This is a genomic window from Pontibacter russatus (assembly GCF_009931655.1).
GTDB classification, from domain to species: Bacteria; Bacteroidota; Bacteroidia; order Cytophagales; family Hymenobacteraceae; genus Pontibacter; species Pontibacter russatus.
Map to the genome: position 1 here is coordinate 1,899,138 of NZ_CP047984.1, position 17,481 is coordinate 1,916,618.

Annotated in this window: 13 protein-coding genes; 6 read left to right on the plus strand and 7 right to left on the minus strand. The window is 55.6% G+C overall.

Going from position 1 to position 17,481, the window contains the following annotated elements; genetic code table 11:
• Window positions 1-114 precede the first annotated feature (114 nt).
• Complete coding sequence (locus tag GSQ62_RS07530; RefSeq protein ID WP_161888940.1) at window positions 115-1,272, plus strand: zinc-dependent alcohol dehydrogenase; 1,158 nt, start codon at window positions 115-117, stop codon at window positions 1,270-1,272.
• Window positions 1,273-1,309: 37 nt separating this feature from the next.
• Here the strand turns inward: GSQ62_RS07530 and GSQ62_RS07535 are convergent, their stop codons facing one another.
• The gene (locus GSQ62_RS07535; RefSeq protein ID WP_161888941.1) at window positions 1,310-2,362 is read right to left on the minus strand and encodes a polysialyltransferase family glycosyltransferase; all 1,053 of its coding nucleotides are present in this window, start codon (window positions 2,360-2,362) and stop codon (window positions 1,310-1,312) included.
• A 318-nt stretch (window positions 2,363-2,680) separates the two neighbouring features.
• On the opposite strand from GSQ62_RS07535, the gene GSQ62_RS07540 reads away from it, so the two are divergent.
• Window positions 2,681-3,679 carry a hypothetical protein gene (locus tag GSQ62_RS07540; protein ID WP_161888942.1) on the plus strand — a complete coding sequence of 333 codons (999 nt, stop codon included), beginning with the start codon at window positions 2,681-2,683 and terminating at the stop codon, window positions 3,677-3,679.
• A gap of 111 nt (window positions 3,680-3,790) precedes the next feature.
• Here the strand turns inward: GSQ62_RS07540 and GSQ62_RS07545 are convergent, their stop codons facing one another.
• The gene (locus GSQ62_RS07545) at window positions 3,791-5,203 is read right to left on the minus strand and encodes a lipopolysaccharide biosynthesis protein (protein WP_161888943.1); all 1,413 of its coding nucleotides are present in this window, start codon (window positions 5,201-5,203) and stop codon (window positions 3,791-3,793) included.
• A 327-nt stretch (window positions 5,204-5,530) separates the two neighbouring features.
• Here GSQ62_RS07545 and ricT point away from each other — a divergent pair, with 327 nt between their 5' ends.
• The 3 genes from ricT (at window position 5,531) to GSQ62_RS07560 (ending at window position 8,668) form a co-directional block, all read left to right on the plus strand.
• Window positions 5,531-6,907: a PSP1 domain-containing protein gene (gene ricT / locus GSQ62_RS07550; protein ID WP_237587059.1), complete on the plus strand. Its 1,377-nt coding sequence runs from the start codon at window positions 5,531-5,533 to the stop codon at window positions 6,905-6,907.
• On the plus strand, window positions 6,900-7,379 hold the full coding sequence (locus tag GSQ62_RS07555; protein WP_161888944.1) for a gliding motility lipoprotein GldH: 480 nt from the start codon (window positions 6,900-6,902) through the stop codon (window positions 7,377-7,379). Before ricT ends, GSQ62_RS07555 begins: the two co-directional genes overlap by 8 nt.
• 188 nt (window positions 7,380-7,567) lie before the next feature.
• Complete coding sequence (locus GSQ62_RS07560) at window positions 7,568-8,668, plus strand: endonuclease/exonuclease/phosphatase family protein (RefSeq protein WP_161888945.1); 1,101 nt, start codon at window positions 7,568-7,570, stop codon at window positions 8,666-8,668.
• A 57-nt stretch (window positions 8,669-8,725) separates the two neighbouring features.
• Here GSQ62_RS07560 and GSQ62_RS07565 read toward each other — a convergent pair whose 3' ends face one another.
• Together GSQ62_RS07565 and GSQ62_RS07570 are read right to left on the minus strand one after the other, a co-directional pair.
• Window positions 8,726-8,917: a cold-shock protein gene (locus tag GSQ62_RS07565; protein ID WP_115565521.1), complete on the minus strand. Its 192-nt coding sequence runs from the start codon at window positions 8,915-8,917 to the stop codon at window positions 8,726-8,728.
• A gap of 441 nt (window positions 8,918-9,358) precedes the next feature.
• Window positions 9,359-9,637 (minus strand): hypothetical protein, encoded by a 279-nt coding sequence (locus GSQ62_RS07570; protein WP_161888946.1) that lies wholly within the window; start codon window positions 9,635-9,637, stop codon window positions 9,359-9,361.
• A gap of 124 nt (window positions 9,638-9,761) precedes the next feature.
• Between GSQ62_RS07570 and GSQ62_RS07575 the strand changes: the two genes are divergently transcribed.
• Window positions 9,762-11,285 carry a hypothetical protein gene (locus tag GSQ62_RS07575; RefSeq protein WP_161888947.1) on the plus strand — a complete coding sequence of 508 codons (1,524 nt, stop codon included), beginning with the start codon at window positions 9,762-9,764 and terminating at the stop codon, window positions 11,283-11,285.
• 108 nt (window positions 11,286-11,393) lie between these two features.
• Here the strand turns inward: GSQ62_RS07575 and GSQ62_RS07580 are convergent, their stop codons facing one another.
• From GSQ62_RS07580 to GSQ62_RS07590, 3 genes are all read right to left on the minus strand, one after another.
• Window positions 11,394-12,266 carry an SDR family oxidoreductase gene (locus tag GSQ62_RS07580; protein ID WP_161888948.1) on the minus strand — a complete coding sequence of 291 codons (873 nt, stop codon included), beginning with the start codon at window positions 12,264-12,266 and terminating at the stop codon, window positions 11,394-11,396.
• A gap of 85 nt (window positions 12,267-12,351) precedes the next feature.
• Window positions 12,352-13,209 carry a hypothetical protein gene (locus tag GSQ62_RS07585; RefSeq protein WP_161888949.1) on the minus strand — a complete coding sequence of 286 codons (858 nt, stop codon included), beginning with the start codon at window positions 13,207-13,209 and terminating at the stop codon, window positions 12,352-12,354.
• 171 nt (window positions 13,210-13,380) lie between these two features.
• The gene (locus GSQ62_RS07590) at window positions 13,381-17,319 is read right to left on the minus strand and encodes an AAA domain-containing protein (protein ID WP_161888950.1); all 3,939 of its coding nucleotides are present in this window, start codon (window positions 17,317-17,319) and stop codon (window positions 13,381-13,383) included.
• Window positions 17,320-17,481 lie beyond the last annotated feature (162 nt).

Consider the following 17,481-nt stretch of genomic DNA (forward strand, 5'->3'; position numbering starts at 1 on the left):
GTTGCCTCTGCCGCCACTGTGCCGGTATATAACTTGCCTTACCTGAGCGCCGTTTATAGTAGCTACACTTTGCCAGCGCAGCCGGCAAGGCATCTTCAAACTAAAGCAATAGCTATGAAAGCAGCAGTATTCCACAAAATGAAAGACATCCGGGTGGACAACGTGGAGGACCCCAGAATCCTTGATCCGCGCGATGCCATTGTCCGGGTTACCTCCACCGCCATCTGTGGCTCCGATCTGCACATCTACAACGGGATGATTCCGCAGGCGAAAAACATGGTGATGGGCCACGAGTTTATGGGCGTGGTGGAGGAGACCGGCGCGCAGGTGCGGAACATTAAAAAGGGCGACCGCGTGATCGTGCCCTTCCCTATCTCCTGCGGCAGCTGCTTCTTCTGCCAGCAAGGGCACTATCCGCACTGCGAGAACTCCAACCCCGAAAACTACGGACCCGAGGGCGGCCTGATGAGTGAAAAAGGCGCCGCCCTATATGGCTACACGGATCTATATGGCGGCTATGCCGGCGGGCAGGCCGAGTATGTGCGGGTGCCCTTTGCCGATGTGGGCCCCGTAAAAATCTCCGACCAGTTCACAGACGAGCAGGTGCTCTTCCTGACCGACATCTTTCCGACTGGCTACACGGCGGTGCATTGGGGCGAGGTGAAAGGCGGCGAGACGGTGGCCGTGTTCGGGTGCGGCCCGGTTGGCCTGATGGCGCAGAAAGTGGCCTGGATAAAAGGCGCGAAGCGCGTGATAGGCGTAGACCTGGAGAACTACCGCCTCGATATGGCGCGGCGCTCCGCCAAGTCAGAAACCATCAACCTGAGAGACGTGGACCCCATCGAGGCCATCCGCGACATGACCGATGGCCGCGGCGCCGACGTCTGCATCGACGCCGTGGGCATGGAGGCCGACAAGTCTATTCTCGACCGTGCCCTGTCTGTGGTGCATATGGAAAAAGGAACCATTAACGCGCTCAAGATGTGTTTCAGCGCGGTGCGCCGGGGCGGCATTGTGTCGGTGGTGGGGGTATATGGCTCACCTTACGACAACTTCCCGCTGTACCAGGTCTTCGACAAAGGCCTCACCATCCGTGCCGGGCAAGCGCCGGTGCAGCTCTTTGTGGACGAGCTGTACAGTTGGGTGGACCAAGGCAAAATTGTGCTGGACGACATTATCACGCACACGCTGCCGCTGGAGCAGGCCTCCCACGCCTACGACATCTTTAACAAGAAAGAAGACAACTGTGTGAAGGTGGTGCTGAAGCCGTAAAAATTATCACTTTATATCCAGTCCTGACTCACATGAGTCAGGGCTTGGGTATGAAGCGTACCAAATCTTTGAAAATCCTTGGCACCTCATCAACACGCTGCTTATAGGCAGCGTCATCTTCGGCAAGAAACAGCGCGAATGAGTATGTCTTTCTTCCGCACAACGCAGCATACAGTGCAGCAGAGCTTAAAAACACATAAAAGTTAAGATTTTTAACATCGGGGTCTGCTGCTAACTCCTCCAGGCTTTGGTTTTGTCTAACTTCAACAACTGTAATGCTCTTTTTAATCTCATCGATGAGATTTTTTGAGCGGCTTAGCTGTACGGAATCCTTGTATTGCTTCGGGTGAAATCTGATCAGCAGTTTCTTGTATCCCTCTTCCTGAAGGTACTGGAATATTTCCTCAAGCGCTTTTCCGAACTGTTCCCAGGTTATAACCCCATAATCCAGAAAAGAATCCAGCACCAACACTGCATCAGCAGGGGCAGTGCTGTCGTTCGTAACCTTCTTAAACGGAAAAGGCACAATATTCCTGTTCCTGAACCCCGGAAAAGCCTCTGGACTAATGCCAAAAACAGCAGCATAGCCCGAAGCCAGGAAATACTTCTGTTGCTCCAGCCTTCCCGCATAGTTCAGAAGAATCAGCAGTTTGTAAAATAAACTTGGTTTTCCAACAGGGGGGCAAAGCACCGTGTTGATAAAATCAAAGGGATAGTAGGAATACAGACCTTCCTCTATAAAAGAAAACCCTCGGCAGTTCCTGTGGCTGATAAACAGCCTGATAAAATCCAGGCCTGTCTGATTCGTGTATATATGAAAATTTAAATCCTGCGTGAGGCCCCGTACGTATTTGTCGAAGGTGGTTAGTCTAAACCAGCTCTTCCAAAACTGCCTCTCCATCGGGAAAGAGCTTTGGGGGTAGTGCGTAAATGGAAGATCTACTTCTAAAGCCACAGCTCCCGCCCTTGCAGGTCTGAACCCTCTCCCATACATAAAGACACAATCAGCATGATTTAACTGCTTGTACTTTATTACCTCCAAACCAACAAAATACGTGATGTAGCTATGGATATAGAATAAGTGCTTCATCGCCCGATAGATATACAGGTTAATGCCTGTTGCCAGGAAAGCGCATTTTTGGTAAACATTTGCCTGATGAACTCATGTTGTTCTAATCTGTTGATATACTGCAGCCTGATTACTAAGACAAAGCTAGGCAAAAGGAATCCACTTTACCAGCGTTGACTGCATGTTCTATATATTAAAGAGCATATTACTGCTGTAATGGTTTATCATGTTCTCTGGTATATATTTAAGCTGCGGCTTTATCTTAAAATCCGGCTAACAGCAGTAACTTAAGGTGCCTAATCAGCGCTTTCTGTACAGACTGACTCAAAGCACAAATCTATGATCCATTACCTCCGCCATCACCAGATAGACAAGCAAAAGTGGGATGCCTGCATAGAGGCATCCAAGGAAGGGGTAATATGTGTTCTTTCATGGTACCTGGATATCGTCTCCCCGAATTGGAATGCCCTGGTAGATAAGGAGAATGGTATATATATGTCTGTGATGCCTTTAACCGGTAGCTCCAAGATGGGTTTCGCACGGCTTGGCTCTCCCCATTTTTGCCAGCAGTTAGGCATTATTTCTATTAGACCGCATGTAGACGCTTTAACAGCAGAGCAGTTCCTAAAAGAGACCGTCCGGCATTTCCGCTTTGTTCACAACTACAAATTCATCACAGGCAACACAGATGCGCTGGCGCAGCTATCAACGAGGTTCCATCTCTCTTCGCGCCACACCCGCTATTTGGACTTAAGCAGCACCTATGACAACCTATACAAAGGCTACAACCGCGACAGAAAAATGAATCTGAAGCGTGCCAAGCGTGCAGGTTTAAATATGACGGAAAGTGACGACATAGAACCGATGCTGGATTTCTTTAAAGCGCACGTTGCTCATAAAGTAGTTGGAGGCGTAGCCGAACCCACCTACCAGATGTTGCGCGACCTGTATTCAAAAATGATAACAAACGGCCTGGGGAAACTGTTCTATACCTCAAAAGGTGGTGTGCTAAACGCCGGTTGCCTGTTCACTATATATAAAGGCAAAATCAGTTACACCTTCAATGCCGCGGACCTGATAGGGCGGACATTAAATGGGAGGACATTAATTCTTGACGAGGTAATCCGGCAGCACGCTGGTTCAGCCTGTATATTTGATTTTGAAAGCCCTGCCATTGAACAGATCGACTATTTCTACGCCAGCTTTGGTGCAGCACAGGTGAAGTACTTTGCTTTGCATCATAATGCGTTGCCCCTGCCGATCAGACTTATCCGAGATATAAGAATACAGGTCTATCATGCGCTGAAACTGAACAAAGGCATAGCTGAAGAGGAATAGTGCCTTTCGCCCATTCTTATCAGTCTTGCACATACAAGTCGCAACCCCTTCTCTATCAGTATTTGGACATTGTATTTCAGCCGTTGCGGAGCTTACATCAAAGGCCTAATATCAATCTATGTTTTTCTTTTTGTATAGGTAAAATAGTACAGCCATAATTAAAACAGCACTTATCGAGAGCTTCACCATCATATCCACATCCGCCAGAAAATAAACCCCCAGCAGGGCCACTACGTTTACCGGCAGCCAAAGCCAGGGCAGGTAATCCACCTGCCTGATTTGCCGGTACTCTTTCAGTAGGTAGCCGGCGTAGCCCATGTACATCAGGGCCGCAAATGTGGTGAAAGCGGCTGCCTCCATGCCGAACAGCGGCACAAAGATAAAGTTAAGCGCCACATTGCTGGCGCCTGCCACGGTTGAGATCTTCCACAGGGCTTTCGACTTCTCCCGGTACACCAGTTGGTTGATGACCGCCAGGTACATGGGTTTATAGTTATAACCCATCAGGATGATGATGGCCAGGGGATAAGCAGCCTGTAGTTCCTCGTTCTTTATCAGCAGCGTAAATATCTCCCTCATCCAGAGCCCCAGCAAAGAGGTCCCGGCCAGGTATAGCACCTGCAGCGAGAACGTGAGCTGCCTTGCCTGCAGCGCGGCTTCCCGGTCTGCGGAAGCCGCGTACAGACGCATATAAAGCGGCCCCGCCGCCTGCACAATGGCACTGGACGCCGCAGAAAAATATTGCCCGAAGCTGGAGGCGATGTTATAGAGTCCTATCCGGGAGACGGGCACCCGCAGCGCATCCAGCACCAGGCGGTCAGAGGTATCCAGCAGGAAGAACGAGAAATGGTGCGGCACCACCGGGAGCGACACATGAAGCGACTGCCGGATGCGGTGCCACTTGAACCTGAGGATGGGCCACATCTGCTCGTGCCGGTACATCATATAGCCATATATGAGAAAGCTCAGCGCCCCTCCCGCAAAATTAGAATAAAACCAGCCCATATAGCCCAGCCGGAGGTGGGCAATGGTGTAGATGTTAAGCGCCACCACCAGCGCCCCTGCCACAAAAGAGTTCAGCGCGATAGGAAGGGGCCGCTGCTGCATCTGGAAATAGAGCCCCCCGAACAGCCCCACGCCGTTGAAAAACATAGCGGGCAACGCATACAGGGCCACGATAAGCCATCTGTTCCCGGCTGCGTTGTCCGGTATGGCCCAGTACAGCACAGCCCCCAGCACCAGGCCATATACCACCGACCACAGCAGCGTGAACCCGTGCAACTGCCGCCAAACCCACCTGTAGCGCGTGGGGTAGCGGGCAAAGCTGTTCACCATCACCACCGACAGCCCCAGCGACTGCAGGATGCCCAGGGCGCTGACGTAGGCGGCCACCACACCGGCAACGCCATAGTCGGTGGTGGTCAGGTAGCGGGTGATGATGGGCAATGCCAGCACTCCCGCCAGTCGCGGCACCTGCGCCGCCAGCCCATATATGGCCGCATGTGAGAGAAGTTTCCGAAGCATCGCCTAAAATTATGCTTTAATTCCCAGCCCGGACTTACCCGGAGCCTTTTTAGTGCCTGCCCGCCATATACGATTTTTTTGCTGTTGTCGCACCAAATGCGACCCATAGCTGTTACGAAACCCGGTAGTTTTGGGGCTTATCGCAAAAAAGCCTGAAAAATTATTATATTTGTTAATTAACTGATTTAGAAAACACGAATAGCCTGGCTATTATAAAGCGATATAAAAGTGGGATGTAGTTCATGTTCTAGTGGCGGATGCAGCACCGGCGTAAGCGGCTGCAAAAGCAACGGCGGGTGCAGCACAGGGGGCTGCAACCGTTTAAATGTGTTCGACTGGCTCAGCGACATGGAATTGCCCACGTCGTTTGAGGAGTTCGATATCATAGAAGTAAGATTCAAGGGAGGGCGCAAGGACTTCTTCCGCAACACCAACAGGTTGGACCTGACCACTGGCGACGCGGTGGTGGTAGACGTACCGAGCGGCCACCATATCGGTTTCGTGTCGCTGAAGGGCGAACTGGTGCGCCTGCAGATGCTGAAGAAGAAGGTGGACAACAACGAGGAGATCCGCTCTATCTACCGCATCGCCAACGAGCGCGACATGGAGAAGTTCCAGGAGGTGCGCGACCTGGAGGCAGGCACCATGTACCGCGGCCGCGAGATTATCCAGCAGTTGCGGCTGCGGATGAAGCTGTCGGACGTGGAGTACCAGGCAGACAAAAGCAAAGCCACCTTCTACTACTCCGCCGACGACCGCGTGGACTTCCGCGACCTGATCAAGAAGCTGGCAGAGGAGTTTAAAGTACGCATTGAGATGCGCCAGATCAGCCTGCGCCACGAGGCCGGGCGGCTGGGCGGCATTGGCTCGTGCGGCCGCGAGCTCTGCTGCTCCACCTGGCTCACCGATTTCAAGAGCGTGTCTACCACGGCGGCCCGATACCAGAACCTTTCGCTCAACCCGAGCAAACTCTCGGGGCAGTGCGGCCGCCTGAAGTGCTGCCTCAACTATGAGCTGGAGACTTATATGACGGCCCTGAAGGATATACCAAGCGTACACCGCCCTTTGCAGACGCAGCAAGGCGACGCCGTGCTGCAGAAAACCGACATCTTTAAGCGGATGATGTGGTTTGGCTACAAGGGCGACAACACCTGGTATCCGGTGCCGGTGGAGCGGGTGCAGGAGATCCTCGCGGCAAACGCCAAAGGGGTGGCCGTGGAGGCCCTGCTGCTGGAAGTGCCCGATGAGCCGAAGCAGAATGAGTTTGTGGCACAGGTAGAGGGGAACCTCGAGCGGCTCGACGACAAGTTCAAGAGCAAAAAGAAGAAAAAGAAGAAAAGCAGAAAGCCTCTCGGCGATGCTGCCCAGCCGGAGCAGGCGGAACCCCGCGAGCCGGCGCTGAAGCAGGACAGAAGCCAGAGCCAGCCGGAGAAGCAGAGCGAGGCAACGGCCAGGCAGCAACGCCCGCCGCGCAACCGCAACCGGAATAAGGAGGGAAGGCCTCCCCGCGAGGACAGGGAAAACCGTGCCCCACGTGAGAGCCGCGAAGGAAGAGACAACAGGCCGCCTAAGGCAGCCAAGCCGGGGCCACCTGCAGGCCAGCCAGGAGCGGAAGGGCAGCAGCCCGACCGGAAACCGCGGCCACGCAAGCCCTTCCGGGGCAGGAAGCCGGACCAACCTAATCCCCCGCGCACCGATGCTTAGAACAGTGGTGACATGGGCGGCGGTATTGCTGCTGCTGGCTGGCTGCGACCCGGACCGGATATATGAGCAGAACGTGGAGTTGCCCGGGGGCGACTGGTACATTGACAACGCCCCTGTTCTCGAATTCGAGATTGAGGACACAACGGCGGCCTATAACATCTTTTTCAATGTGCGCTACAATCTGCAGTACGATTACTACAACCTGTACCTGCGCCACCAGTTGGTAGGACCTGACGGCAGGCAGCTGTCGGCGTCGCTGCACGAGTTGCTGCTGATGGATCCTAAAACGGGGAAACCGCTTGGCAGCGGTTTCAGCGACACGTACGATCTGCAGACACTGGCCCTAAAAGAAGTGCGCTTCCCGAAGGCGGGCACCTACAAACTGAAGCTGACGCAGTACATGCGCCGCGACCCGCTGCCTCAGGTGCTGGCAGTTGGCGCGCGGGTGGCCAAAGCATCCGGGCAACGGTAGCATCACAGCCTATATATGAACAGCCCCTGGCAGCGCAAACCTGCCAGGGGCTGTTCATATATAGGCGTCCTTCATATAAGCGCCCTTATTTTTACCTGGCGCCGTTCGTATTCCGTACTAGCTTTTACATCGACAACAAAACGCTTTTCACATGAGTATGTACTATCCCATCATAAGTTTCTGAAAGAATGAAAAACACCCTCGTCATACTTGGCTTTGTTTTCACCCTGTTCTCCTTTCTCCCGCTTATCCGAACACCCTTGTGGTGGATCAGAGTCCTTGATTTTCCGCGTTTGCACGTTGCCATACTGCTGTCCATTACCACCATAGCCTATGTGTCTATATATGGGGTGGAGGGAACAGCCGGGATAGCGATGATCTCACTTTGGGTGTTGGGCGTCCTGAACGAGGTCCGCTATATATATCACTTTACCCCCATGGCAAAAGTAGAGGCGCTGCGCACCAAGCAGGCCACACCCCAGAACGCATTCACGCTGATGATCTCGAATGTGCGCATGGTGAACAAGAAGTACGACAAGTTTCTGCAGCTGGTGCTGAAGGAGGACCCGGATATGCTGGTGATGAACGAGCCGGACGATGCCTGGCACGAGTACGTGCGGCAGGAACTGGACAAGCGCTACCCCTACACAATCAAGAAGCCGCTGCCCAACACCTACGGCATGCTGTTCTGGAGCAAACTGAAACTGCACGAAAGCGAAATCAGATTCTTGGTGGAAGACGGCATCCCATCCTTTCACACGGTGGTGGAATTCCCCAGCGGAAAAAAGTTCGACTTCTTCACCGTACACCCACAGCCGCCCCGCCTGATGAAGAACACCGAGACGCGCGAGGCGGAGCTTCTGCTGGTAGCCAAGCAGTCTAAGAAGACGAAGTACCCCAGCGTGGTGGCCGGCGACCTGAACGATGTGGCCTGGTCTAAAACCACAAAGCTGTTCAAAGAGATAAGCGGCATGATAGACCCGCGTGTGGGCCGTGGCTTTTACAACACCTACAATGCCTATATCCCCCTGTTCCGCTACCCCCTCGACCACGTGTTTTACAGCCCCGAGTTCAGGCTGGTGTCCCTGAGGAGGCTGGACAAGTTCGGGTCAGACCACTTTCCGATTGCCATTACGCTGAACTACGAACCGCAGCACGAAGAAGAGCAGGAGCACCCCGTAGCTGACCACGAAGACCGCCATGAAGCGAATGAGCTGATACAGGAGGGGCTGGAGAAAGGCGAGGAGCGCAACCGGGAAAAGCAGGAAGATAAAAAACCCGCTCAGTAGAACTGAGCGGGTCAAAATAGATGGAATGATTGCCTTTCGGCACTATATGTCTTTAACTTAGATGCGCTCTACGTTAATAGCATTCAATCCTTTTTTGCCATCCTTCACTTCGAAAGACACACGGTCATTCTCGCGAATTTCGTGGATCAGACCAGACTGATGCACAAAGATGTCCTGGTTAGTGTCATCAGCAACAATGAAACCGAAACCCTTAGAAACGTTGAAGAACTTTACTTTACCTGTTTTCATTATAAAAAATTAATTAATTAATATAGCAAAGGTAAGTATTAGTTCTGAAATAACAGCCTCTTTCAAAAAATAATTAAGCCGTACAACGCCAGCCACTTACCCGGTTCCCGACGGCATTTTCTACAAACCGCCCGGTGCTTCAGTGTCGCTCCCGTCGCCGCACGGCGGCCTCTGCTTTACCTATCCTGTCCAGCCTGCGGGCGGCCTCCATCACGCGGCAGAAGCACTTCCCCACAATAACCATGTGCCGTGCGGTTCGTATAGCTAAGACATTCAGTCACACTATAAAAACAGCATAAATGCTTTACATTTTAGTGTAACGGAATCTTATTTTTTACCACATCTGCTGCCCCTGTGGCTAACGTGTGCGGGGCCTGCAACAAACTTAATTTTAAACTATTATTCTCAAGGAGACCAAACTATGAAAGACACAGAGAGAAATCAGAACTCAAACGACGCGACGACCTCTTCGGATAGCTCGTTCGGAACACAGGGATCATCATCCTCAGGCAGCACTGCAAGCAACAGTAGCAGCAACAGCGGCGGAAGCAGCAGCGGGTTCGGATCGAACCAGAATTCCGGCATGGGCGCTACATCCGGCTCGTCCTCGTCATCTCCATCAGCGAAAGACGACAGCAGCAAAGCCTCTGCGTCCAGCTCAAAGTCATCTTCCTCAAAAGCCAAGTCAGGCGCCTCTTCTACTTCTAAAAAGGAGGCCAAAACGACCGATTCCAAGAGCGCGAAATCCGCAGGGGCAACGGGCTCAGGCAGTAAATCATCTCAAAGCGGTTCAGACTCGAACCGCAGCCAAGGCCAGCTTTCTGAATACGGCAACTACGGCTCTATGAGCAGCAGCGGCAGTTCAGACCAAACATCCCAGACCAGCACGGGCCAGGGAAGCTATGGCAACCAGAACTATGGCCAGGGCGGCAGCCAGGGCAACCAGAACAGCGGCTACGGATCGCAGGGAGGCTACGGATACGGCTCGCAGAACAGTAACTACGGCGGACAGAGCGGCTATGGGTACCAGGGCGATTATGGCTCGCAGAGTGGAAGCGGAAGCGGCTATGGAGGCTCCTACAACCAGAGCGGCGGCTACGGCAGCCAGAGCAGTTACGGGTCTCAGGGAAGCTACGGCGGCTCGCAGGGCGGCTTTAACTATGGCAGCCAGGGCGGCATGGAGGGTAACCGCGTTCGGAACCAGGACCAGGACTTTGGCGCGAGCAGAGGCGGCATGCAGGGCGGCTACCAGGATAGGGAAGGCGACAGCCAGGGTGGTGTTATTTCGGGCGGTACCTCCGGTGCCTTTGGCACGCAAGGCAACTCCTCGCAGGGGAACTATGGCAGCTACGAGAGCGGCCAGGGCGGCTACTCCAGCAGCAACCAGGGACCGAGGGGGGGCCAGGGCGGATCTTCTTCCAATAGAGGAGGCTACGGAAACCAGGGTGGCTACGGCTCTCAAAGCAGCTACGGCAGCAACCAGGGCGGATCGTGGCAGAGCGGCAGCCAGGACCGTGACAGAGGATATGGCATGATGAACGACCAGGGCGGCATGGGCCGCTACAACCAGCAGGGCTCACGCGGCCAGGGAGGCTACGGCTCGCAAGGCAATTATGGCTCTGCCTCGCAGGAATACGGCTATGGCTCGCAGGGTGGCTACGGTTCAGGCCGATCCTCCAACAGCGGCAATAACTACGGCGACAGAGACCGCTATGGCTCCCAGGGCTACGGCTCGTCCAGAGGCATGAGCGAATACGACCACGACAACCAGGGCTCGGCAAGGGGCTATGACTCCCAAAGCTCGATGCAGGGCGGATATAGCAGCCAGGGCGGCTACGGCGGCTCCAGGGGCGGCTCTTACAACGACGAGTATGGCAGCAGCGGACGCTCCGCCCGCTACGGCTCCCAGGGCAGCGACTACGGCCAGGGGGGCTACGGTTCTGCTGGTGGCTACGGTAGTTCTGCCAGTAGAGGCGGTGGCTACGGCTCATCCTCCGACAGAGAAGACAGGGGCGGCTACGGCGACAGCAACAGCAGCCGCGGCATAAGCGGTGGCTACGGTTACGGTTCAGGCAGTTCCAACCAGGGCGGCGACTTCTCTGGCCGCTACGGCCAGAGTGGCTATAGCGCAGGGGGTTACCAGCAGGGCGGCCGTGGCGGCGACCAAAGCCGATATGGCGCTATGGACAGCGGCACCTCATACTACAGCGACAACCGCGGCTCCAACTCCCGCGAGAACTACCGCAGCTACGGCAATCAGGATCAGGGGGGCTATGGCTCCTCCAACCAAGGAAACACCGGGCGCGACCAGGATCGCTTCGAATCCCGCCGCAGCGAGCGCTACAGAAACATGGGCAGAGGAGAATAACAGCCCTGCCTGAGAATAAAGTATAAGTAGAAAAGCCACTCCTGTTTTGGGAGTGGCTTTTTTTTATAGGTTTATATATAGGACAGATGCAGGAAGCCGTTTCGGAAGCTATATAAAACACTCCCGGTAGTCCTGCGCAAACTGCCGGAAAGAATGTGGCGGCCTGCCAGCCAGTTGCCCGACCGTGTCGGTGGTTTCGCTGAACCGGTTTTGCTTGTAGGCTTGCTCCAGTTCCAGCATGGCATCCACCATCCACTCCGGCATATGCTGCTGCAGCATGCTGTTTCTGGCGGCCTCCTCCGGCACATCCACAAACGCCACCTGCCTGCCGGTTGCCCCGCTCAGCATGTCCGCCACCTCCTGGTTCGACAGCGCCTCCGGCCCGGTCAGTTCATATGCCTTTCCCTCATGCCCTGCCCCGGTGAGTACCTCCACGGCCACGGCGGCAATGTCCCGCACATCAATGCAGCTTACCTTGCCGCTACCCGTGGCATGATAGAACCTGCCGTCGCGCTTGATGCTGGCCGCGTCGTAGTTGGAGTAGTTCTGCATAAAAGATGATGGGCGCAGGAAGGTATAGGCAATGCCACTGTCCTCTATATACTTTTCCACCTCCCTGTGCCAGCGGCCGATCATCGTTTCCGGCACAGCGTCCGCTTTTATGACAGAGAGTTTCACAATGTGCTTTACGCCTGCGGCCTTTGCCTCATCTATCAGCGTTTTCGCCATCGCCACCTGTTCATCCGAGAAGGGCGTTATCAGGAAAACTTTATCCACGTGCGTGAAAGCCGCGTGCAGCGAATCGCGGTTCCTGAAATCCATCTCCACCACTTCCACATCGGGCAGGCGCTTCAGGTTCTCGCCTTTTATGATGGAATGCACCCCAGCCCTCACCCGCACGCCGTCTATGATGGAAAGCTGTATCACCACCTCCCTGCCCACTGTGCCTGTAGCGCCTGTTACCAATATCGTATTATGCATATCTGATTCTGAGTATAGTTTCCTCTTACTACGGCTTAGTCCCGGTTCTGTTCGTGCCCTTATATATACACCGGATTGTGCCGGTTTATTTTTTCCGCAAGGTAACCAGGTACACTTTTCCGTTTTCGTTGGTGAGAAGCAGTTGGGTAGGCGAGAGATACGTCAGGGCCTCGGCCTGGCCGGTTTTGCCGATGGGCAGGCACCTCCGCTTTCCACCGAAGTCTACTCTCCCGTTTTCCATCCCGAACAGGTACAGCCTCCCGTAGCCCAGCAGCGCGAACTGGTCCTGGGCCGGGGATATGCCCGCCGCCGTCACCGGCGATTTTAGCCGAAGCTCCTCCTGCGGCTCGACAGTATACTCTCCGCCTTTAGCTGGCAAGGTGTAGTGCCGGGTGATTGTCTTGCGGAGGGCGCGGCTTTTGGTGAACAGGTGCAGGCTGTCGGCGTGGTAGAGAAAGCCCTCTAAATCGTAGTGCCGCTGCTGTGGCGGTGGCGGGAACTCTGTTTGGTCGGCGTAGCGGAAGCGGATGGTGTCGGTTACCGTCTTCGCATCCTGCTGCAGGGTATATAGGCGCAGGTTCCGGCGGTTGTTGAAGTTGTTGCCCACGTCGCCAATATATAAATTCCCCCTTCCGTCCTGCGCCATATCCTCCCAATCATGGTTCGGCAGCTGCAACGGCACCGTCTGCAACAATTCCCCTTGCAGGTTGAAGCGGTATAAACTGCTGGGAGAGCCGCCATCACCGTGCGTCCAGAAGGTGCTGTCGGAGGCGCGGGCGAGCCCGGAGCTTTCGGAGATGCGGCTGTCGAGGCGGGCGATACGCTGCACCGTCACGTGGTAATCTTTCCGCAGGCGTTCGAAGTCGCTGTTGCGCCTGTCGGAGCCACAGCCACAGAGCGCGGCCTGCAGGTACACATATACAGTAAAGAGTTTAATCAGCATTTATATATCTATCCTGTTACTCCGGCTTAACTATCCTCCTTCGCCGCTGTTTCGTGTTCTCACCAACAGCTTGCTGGCCAAAAGACACAGCAAGAGCGGCTTTGAAGTTGAGCAGTTATATATACAGTTTGCTCGCCATAGTGCCTAAAACGTTTCCTTTTTATATATGCGTTACATAGATTGCAGCCTGCGCAGCACTTCTTCCTGATCGGCCCAGAACTGGCGGCTATATACTTTCAGGTAGGGCCAATGCCGCTGCTGCAGCAGGTAGGGCACGTCTGCGTGCGAGTGGCGAACCGAGAGGTGGCTGTGGTATAAATCGTCATCCGTCAGCACCACGCCCGTATATTGCTGGTCGTGCTTACTGGTGAGGTCGGCGAAAGGCACTTCCTGCTCCAGCGTCCCGACCTCCTCCTGCAGCCGCTCCTTCAGCATCGGCACCTGCGTGGCCAGCGGTGTCTGCTTCGGTTTGTATTCAAAATACCGGCGGCTCACCTGCTGCGCATATTGCAGGTAGGCCTGCAGCAACTTCGGCCCCATATGCAGCGTGTTCTCCACCTGCAGTTGCTCTGCCCGGATGCTGCTCACTACCAACACCTGCTGCCTGGCGCGGGTGATGGCCACATTCAGGCGGTTCTCGCCCCCGGCCTGGTTCAGGCTGCCAAACTGCATCGCCAGCCGCCCCTGTGCATCGGGCGCGTAGCCCACCGACAGGATAATCACCTCCTTCTCATCGCCCTGAATGTTCTCAATGTTTTTCACCAGCACGGATGCAGGCAGAACCATATCCAGTTCCTGTGCCTTGTTTTCCAGCAGGTCCTGCACCAGCATCTGCTGCGCATAGTTGAAGGTGATGACGCCCACCTCCTCCTGCCCCGCCTGCAGCAACTGCAGCACCAGTTCCACCACCTTCTCCGCCTCCGGCAGGTTGGTATTGTCCTGCCACAGACCGTGAACCTTCACAAATTGAATGGCGGGCGTGCGGGAGTTGGCGTCCTGCAGCTCGGGAATCAACTCCAGCCTGTAGCCATAAAAAAAGCGGTTTGAGAAATCTATCAACTCCGGGTAGCGGCTGCGGTAGTGTTGCGTGAGCATGGTCTGGGGCAGGTAGAGGCCGCACAACTGCAGCAGCGATTCGGCAGACAGTTCCTCTGCCTCCTCTCCCCCACTGGCGCTCCAGCGGGCACGGTACAGGTCTGACGGCTTCAGCTGCTGCTCGTCGCCGGCCACCACCACCTGCCGCCCGCGCTGCATGGCAGGTATACCCGACTCGGCATAGCACTGCGAGGCCTCATCGAAAATCACCAGGTCGAAGCAGGCCTCCAGCGGCAACGCCGCCGACACTGTTTCGGGCGAGGCCAGCCAGCAGGGCACGAGGTCCAGCATCTCGGCGGCGAACAGCGCGAACAGTTTTCGGATGGGGTACAGGCTGCGCTTTTTGATCACCTGCGCCTGCAACCTGCGGTACGTCACGGTGTTGCCCAAACGGTTCTGCTCCAAATTGCTGTAGGTCTGCTCCCGCAACTGCGAGAGCACAATCTCCGTGCTCAGGCGCTGCTTTTCCTGCAACAGTTCCTGCAACTCCGCCTCCAGCCGCTCCAGTTCCCCGTTAGAAGGCATCCGCAGTTCAGGGTGCTCGGTCTCCAGCTCGTTTATCCAGGCCAGGTACAGGCTGTTCAGGAACAGCTTTTCTCCCGCTTCCGCCGAGGCGCCGCACTCTGCCATCAGCAGCTGCGCCACCTCCCGCTCGGGCTTGGTGAGCGCGGCATATACGGTGTCGTGCGCCACCAGCGGTTCGAAGTGTTTTTCCAGCTCCTGCAATAGCCTGTTGCCGTGCTGTGGCTGCGCCACCAGCGCCTTTACCTGCGCCTCCGGCAGCCACTTCAGCCACGCGTTGTATTGCGTGGCAAAAGCCTGGATGGCCTGCGTCAATGCCTTCAGGTGCGCGACCAAATCTACTTTCTGCAGTATTTTCTCTTCCAGCACCCTTTCGCGGTGCAGCTGGCGCAGCAGTTTGTGCGCTGCAAGCGCCTGCTCCACTGCCTTCAGCTTTTGCAGCACCGCCTCTTTCGGCTCCGTAGCCTGCAGGGAGTAGTTGACGCTCTTGTTCAGCTGTTGCAGTTGTTCCTGCGCCTGCTGGCGAAGGATTAGCCGTTGCTGCAGCAGGGCCACGTTCTCTTCGCTCAGCTCCTGCCTATACAGGCCCAGCGCCTGCTGCAGCAGCTTTTTATCCTCCGAAAAAATCCAGCTGATGCTTTTGAGCCAGTCGGTGCGCTGCTCCCCGTAGGCGGCAATCGCCTTTTTCAGGGCCGGCAGCTGCAAGGCAGGAATCGTGGTGTCCGGGGCAGGCGTGGCCGTATAAAGCTTCTCTGTCTTTACCGCCAACAACTTCAGCTCCTCGGGTTTTACCTGCCCCTGCACGAGCGCCTGCACCGTTGGCAGCACATCCGGCAAGCGCAGCAGCTTTTGCAGCTCGGTCATGTTCTGGAGCGCCACTTTATAGGCCGTGAAATTCGCTAAGGTAAACGGGAAGCCGCTGAGGCTGCTGATGCTTTGCTGTAACTCGGCATACTGCTCCGGAAGCTTCTTTATCGCCTGCTCCAGTTGCTGCCGCTCCGGCCAGCCGAAGCCCTTCATGCTGTGCCGCTCCTTCCATATAAAATCTTCCTGCTGAAAAGGGACGGCCTTCTGCAGGTACTCCCGCAGGCGCGGCAGAAACTCGGAGACGGTGGTGGCGGTAAAGTACCTGAAGTCTGTGGGGAGCAGGATGTGCGGCTGCTGCAGGCTGCTGCGCAGGTACAGTTCTTTGGCAGACCAGCCGCAGCGGCCCGTATCGAAGAGGGCTTGCTTGAAAGATGTCAGTTTCATCAGGCACCTGTTAATGTCACGGCTCACTTCCAAAAACTGCCGGTCGGTGTAGAGGCTGTTGAGGGCGAGGTTCTGCTTTTTATAGTCGTCTATGGCTTCAATCTGGCGGAGCAGCTGGCCATATATGCTGCTGCGGTCGGCGTTGATGTCATGCACCAGCCCTGCGAACGGACCGAGCCCTTTCTGCGACAGGCGCTTATAAACCACGTCGAGGGCGGCGCGTTTCTGGCTCACCACCAGCACTTTCTTGCCCCGCGCCGTGAAGTCCGACACCAGGTTGCAGATGAGCTGCGATTTGCCCGTGCCCGGCGGCCCCTGCACCACCAGCGATTTCCCCTGCTTCACGGCCTGCAGCGCCGCCTCCTGCGAAGCATCCATCTCAAACACAGTAAAAGTCTGCTGTGCCTGGTTCACGGCCGGTGTGTTCTCAGCCATTGCCGGCGCAAACAGGTCCTCCATCTCCTGCAATTCGCCCCGTTCCAGCAGCGCATCATAATCTGCGAGCAGGTAGGAGGCCGCCTGCGGGTATATACCCAATACCGCCTCCTGCACCAGATGGAGTTGCCCCGGCTGCAGCGCCTCCTCGTATTCTGTTTTTTTATAATCTCGGAAAGGCGTGAGCTTGTCTGCAAAAAACCCGCTCCCCACGTTCAGCTCCAGTTGGTGCTCCTTCAGCAATTCATATACCTTCGTCCGGAACTCCAGCGGCTGGCGCGGCAGCGTGCTTATATCCAACTCCGTGAGCGCCTCCGCCAGCGGCGTGCCCATGTAGTGCGCGTAAGCCAGCAGAAAGCTCTGGTTAAACTGCGGCGGCTGCGAGGCATCGGGCACCACCTCCCACTCCTGCGCCGCGTTCACCTGCAGCTGCACCGGGAAGAACAGCAAGGGCGAACGCACGGCGGTGCCGTCAGAGAATTTACCATGCACGAAAGGCCAGCCTATATATAACTCGCGGCTGCCGCGCTCCTCAAAAATTATCTCCGCCTTGCGCCGGATATAGCGCAGCCGCTGGCTCACCGCTGCCACCGGGGCATGGCGGCTGTCGGCATAAGGGCTCAGGCTGATGCTAGCTTTGCCCGACAGCAGCTTCTCCACCACTGCAAAGGCTGGCTGGCTGTTCAGGAAATCGAGCGCCTCCACATCCAGGTGCATCTCCCGCGACAGGCGCAGCAGCAGCAGGGCTCTGTTGCTGGAGCCTATGTTGAGTAGCCTGCGCCGATAGTTTTTGAGGATGTCTTTCATGTGTCGCTGCCCCGTTAACGGAGATACGGGGGCAATAGTCTATTAAAAAAGAAGCAAGTTAGGATGATTTGGGTAGAGTCGGAAGTGCCGCCGCCGCAGGAAGTGCTGGAAGGCTTGGTAAACTGAGTAAAGCGGCTTTTGCTATATGCCTGATTGTTATGT

Bases quoted from the DNA above. Each gene is read 5' to 3' on its own strand.
- GSQ62_RS07530 (WP_161888940.1), top strand. From the start codon at position 115: ATGAAAGCAGCAGTATTCCACAAAATGAAAGACATCCGGGTGGACAAC.
- GSQ62_RS07535 (WP_161888941.1), bottom strand. From the start codon at position 2,362: ATGAAGCACTTATTCTATATCCATAGCTACATCACGTATTTTGTTGGT.
- GSQ62_RS07540 (WP_161888942.1), top strand. From the start codon at position 2,681: ATGATCCATTACCTCCGCCATCACCAGATAGACAAGCAAAAGTGGGAT.
- GSQ62_RS07545 (WP_161888943.1), bottom strand. From the start codon at position 5,203: ATGCTTCGGAAACTTCTCTCACATGCGGCCATATATGGGCTGGCGGCG.
- GSQ62_RS07555 (WP_161888944.1), top strand. From the start codon at position 6,900: ATGCTTAGAACAGTGGTGACATGGGCGGCGGTATTGCTGCTGCTGGCT.
- GSQ62_RS07560 (WP_161888945.1), top strand. From the start codon at position 7,568: ATGAAAAACACCCTCGTCATACTTGGCTTTGTTTTCACCCTGTTCTCC.
- GSQ62_RS07565 (WP_115565521.1), bottom strand. From the start codon at position 8,917: ATGAAAACAGGTAAAGTAAAGTTCTTCAACGTTTCTAAGGGTTTCGGT.
- GSQ62_RS07575 (WP_161888947.1), top strand. From the start codon at position 9,762: ATGAGCAGCAGCGGCAGTTCAGACCAAACATCCCAGACCAGCACGGGC.
- GSQ62_RS07580 (WP_161888948.1), bottom strand. From the start codon at position 12,266: ATGCATAATACGATATTGGTAACAGGCGCTACAGGCACAGTGGGCAGG.
- GSQ62_RS07585 (WP_161888949.1), bottom strand. From the start codon at position 13,209: ATGCTGATTAAACTCTTTACTGTATATGTGTACCTGCAGGCCGCGCTC.
- GSQ62_RS07590 (WP_161888950.1), bottom strand. From the start codon at position 17,319: ATGAAAGACATCCTCAAAAACTATCGGCGCAGGCTACTCAACATAGGC.